Source organism: Burkholderia sp. 3C (assembly GCF_054589155.1).
In genome coordinates this window covers 183,939-187,421 of record NZ_BAAILN010000151.1, presented here as the reverse complement: position 1 = coordinate 187,421, position 3,483 = coordinate 183,939, and the positions used below count along the sequence as shown (strand labels likewise).

4 protein-coding genes are annotated in these 3,483 nt (G+C 66.9%); all 4 read right to left on the bottom strand.

Features of this window, described 5'->3' with window-relative positions; translation table 11 throughout:
- Positions 1 to 40 precede the first annotated feature (40 nt).
- From ACYP33_RS31755 to ACYP33_RS31740, 4 genes are read right to left on the bottom strand one after another with little or no spacing between them, the layout of a single operon-like run.
- Complete coding sequence (locus ACYP33_RS31755; protein WP_459625165.1) at positions 41 to 1,477, bottom strand: cell wall anchor protein; 1,437 nt, start codon at positions 1,475 to 1,477, stop codon at positions 41 to 43.
- A gap of 23 nt (positions 1,478 to 1,500) precedes the next feature.
- Entirely contained in the window at positions 1,501 to 2,166 is a 666-nt protein-coding gene (locus tag ACYP33_RS31750; RefSeq protein WP_459625164.1) for a hypothetical protein, read from the bottom strand.
- Positions 2,163 to 2,654: a hypothetical protein gene (locus tag ACYP33_RS31745; RefSeq protein WP_414447531.1), complete on the bottom strand. Its 492-nt coding sequence runs from the start codon at positions 2,652 to 2,654 to the stop codon at positions 2,163 to 2,165. Before ACYP33_RS31745 ends, ACYP33_RS31750 begins: the two co-directional genes overlap by 4 nt.
- Before the next feature lie 39 nt (positions 2,655 to 2,693).
- Positions 2,694 to 3,059, bottom strand: a complete 366-nt coding sequence (locus ACYP33_RS31740) for a hypothetical protein (protein ID WP_414439274.1) — start codon at positions 3,057 to 3,059, stop codon at positions 2,694 to 2,696.
- Positions 3,060 to 3,483: the final 424 nt, after the last annotated feature.

Here is a 3,483-nt window from a genome sequence, read left to right as displayed (position 1 = left end):
CGCGCCGCTGGTCCTGCGGCGCGCGAGGCCGCCGAAGCGGTCAATGGCCGCTGTTGAGCGCCGCGATCGCGAGGCCGTTGTGCTGCAGGTTGCCCGCGCCGCCGGCGATGTTCACGCCGATGTTGCCGGTTGCACCCGTGAGGGTGTTCGCGCCGAGCATCGCGGTGCCGACGAAGCGGCCGTTGATCTGCGCGCTGGCCACTTGCGTGTTGTCGTCCGTGGCGATCATCGCAACCGTGCGTGCCTGACCCGGGGACACCGTCGTCATCGAGCCCGCCAGGCTGTTGTTCTGCACGTTGCCGACGCCCGAGGCGACATTGACGCCGACATTGCCCGACACGCCTGCCAGCGAACCGTCGCCGATCGACGCATTCAGCACGAAGTTGTCGATGCGGGCGCGGCCCGACGACGCCTGGTTGCTGAAGATCTGCGCATTGCCGAACACGTTGCCGACATCCACCGAGGCCAGCGACACGTCGTTGCTTTGCGCGTTGTCGATGCCCATCGCGATGTTGACGCCGAGGTTGCCCTTGACGCCGGTGGCCGCGTTGGTGCCGGTGGTGGCGGTGAGCGTGCCGGCCGAGCGGGTGTCGGTGACGGCGGTGACGCTGCCGGAGGTTTCGGTGCGATTCGAATTGTAGGTATTGGTGAAACCCCAGATTTCCGAATGGCCCGACATCGAATCCTGTTCGGCGGAAATCGATCCGCTCGAAGCCGATTGCGCTTCGCTTTGCATGCCGGCTGCACCCCACACGTTGCCGTACGACGAACTCGTCCGGGTGGCGCTTGCATCGGCATGTTGATGCGAGGTGCTGGAAGCGTTGGCCGATGACGACGCGCCCCAGACCGCGCCGGCACCACCGACGATGTAGCCGCTTTGGCTTTGCGAAGCACTGCCGCCCGCTGCGAAGCTGAACAGGCCGGGCAGGACATAGCCGCCGATTTGAGCGCTCTGGCTGCTGCCCGATGCACCAGCCGCACCACCGACGATGAAGGCCGAGCCGCCCGAGTTGCCCGATTGGTGCAGGCTGGACGACTGATTCGCGGTGGCGCTCTGTTGCGAGGAGGCAGTGCTGTAGGTACTGCCAGCCACCCAACTGCTGCCGCTGCGAGACGCCGACTGCGAGGACTTCGCCTTGTATGAGGCGTCGAACGTCGAAACCTGGGATTGACCGTGATACGAAGAGCCCACGTTGCTTCTCGTGGCCGACACGTTATCCACCGACGTCGTCACCGAGCCCGTCGTATAGCTCTGATACAGCGGCTCCAGCGACACGTGATTCAACGACACCGTCTGGTTGTTGTTGATCACCGCGCCGGCGCTGCTCGACACGCCGACGGCGCCGTACAGTCCGACAAAACCGAAGATGCCGACAGCCTCGGTGACCCCGGTAACGTTGTAGAGGAATGCGTCGGCCGCTTGGGCCGATCCGGCAACCGAGACGAGAACCGCGGCTGCAATGACAGTGCGTTTCATGATGCGCTCCGATACGGAAGTGGCTAGTTGATAAAAAGCGTGCCCGCCGGGGGACGGAGCACAAAACTGTTTGCCGTGGTGTTACCGGCGCCGGCTGTCTGGTTGACTTGCACGATTCCGCTGATATGCTTGAAAGCGTCGCCGCTAATCGACACCTCCCGCATTCCCCGGCCCCCCGCCGGTATTCCCAGGCCTCCGGCCTTCGAAGCCGTTTCGGACAGTTCGGTATCCGAAACGGCTTCGATCCCTGCGCCCAGCGTGCCGATGGCCATGCTGTTGCGCTGTAGATTCGCGCTGCCCGCGCTTTGATTCACCATCACCGCACCCGACAGATTCGACAACGCGCCGCCCTCGATGCGGGCCGCCGTGTCGCCGGTGCGCGCCACGCTGGTGGCCGCCTGCAGCGACGAAAGATTCGCGCCCGCCGCGGTGCCGATGCCGATCGCCAACTGGTTCGCTTGCGCATTGCCGGCACCCACCGTCTCGTTGATCTTGAGCACGCCGCTGATATCGCGCGCCGCGTTGGCGCCGATCGTCGCGACGCCGGCCACCTGCGCCGTCGATTGCGCCTGAACGGAGGCTGCGGCAAGCAACGCGAGCGCCGGCAGCCAGTACGCCCGATGCGAAAATATCATTCGCATGACGAAACAATATTTCGATGCCGGTGCGTGACGGGGGCGGCGGCTCATTTGATGGCTCCCAGCGCCGTCACGAGCGGCGAGATCGCTCCGGTGATGGTGGTCGAGATCGTGCCGCCGATGGTCGTGATGCCGGAGGTCGGGATGCTCACGCCGCCTGCGCCGCGCCCGAGCGGGCCGGCCAGGTCGGCCGTCAGCACCTGGGTGACGGCCGCCACCGTCGCGCTGGTGTTGGCCACGTTGCCGCTGGCGATGCCGAGCGAGCCGCGCGCATTGGTCAGATCGAGGTCGGACGCCAGCGTGCCCATCATCGGATTGAACGTGTTGGCCGGGAACGTGGTGGCGCGCACGCGCACCGGGTCCTGGTCGACCGGCACCGGGCGATACGCGATGCGTGGCGTCACGTCGCGCAGTACGATCAGGTCGCCGGGGTTCTGCGGCGCCTGTTGCGCGTGGGCCGTGCTCGCGGCGCCGACGATCGCGCCGGCGGCGCCAAGCGCGGCGAGCGGAGCGACGAACGGAAAACAGAGCGGATTCATGTCGGCATCCTTGGCGTATCGGGTTTCAACTGAGGGGCTTCAACGGCGCGTCAGGCTGAGGCTGTTGCCCTGCATCGGGCGCGGCGCATCGGCCGGGACCGGCAGCGGCGACGGCAGGGCCGGCGGCGCGAGTTCGTCCCACAGGGTGACGCCGTTGCGCGCGGCGGCCAGTTGCATCGGCGAGGCCGACACCATCATCGTCATGCCGGCGGCGCGGCCGCGTTGGGCGGCCAGCGTCGTTTCGTCGAGCGACACGTCGCGCGGGCCGGCCAGCGGCAGCTCCGTCGCCGCGAACTCGATCGCCGCCACCGCCGGCAGCACCTGGGCGTGCACGGCGGGCAGGCTCGCCGCGGCGATCAACGCGGCGGCAACATTCAGGCAGAGGTGGCGGGGCAGGTTCGACATCGCAGGTCTCCGGTGTGCAAGACATACAGCGAGGAGCGTGCCAACGTCGCAAAAGGCACGCCCCTGCTCGATTGTCTTGCGCGCACCAGGCCCTGCGGGCTGTAAGGAGAACGAAAACGTATCAGCCTTGAAACACGGCCTCGTTCACGGCCGACAAGCTTCGCGTGAACGACTTGGAATCGCGGTTCGCATGGCACGGGAAATACCCTGAGCGATGCCGCATGCCGAGCGTGGCGAACCGCACGGAACGCGAGCGCTGGCGGGCCGGACGCGGATCGGCCGTGAGGCGGCCATCGAGCGGCACCGGTCCGGGCCGGTGTCGCGCGAACGTATCAGGCCGGAACCACTGTTAAGAAACGATGCGGAGGAGGTGGCCTGGGCGCGCGAATCGACGTATCGGGCGCGCGCCATGTAGCGAACGCGA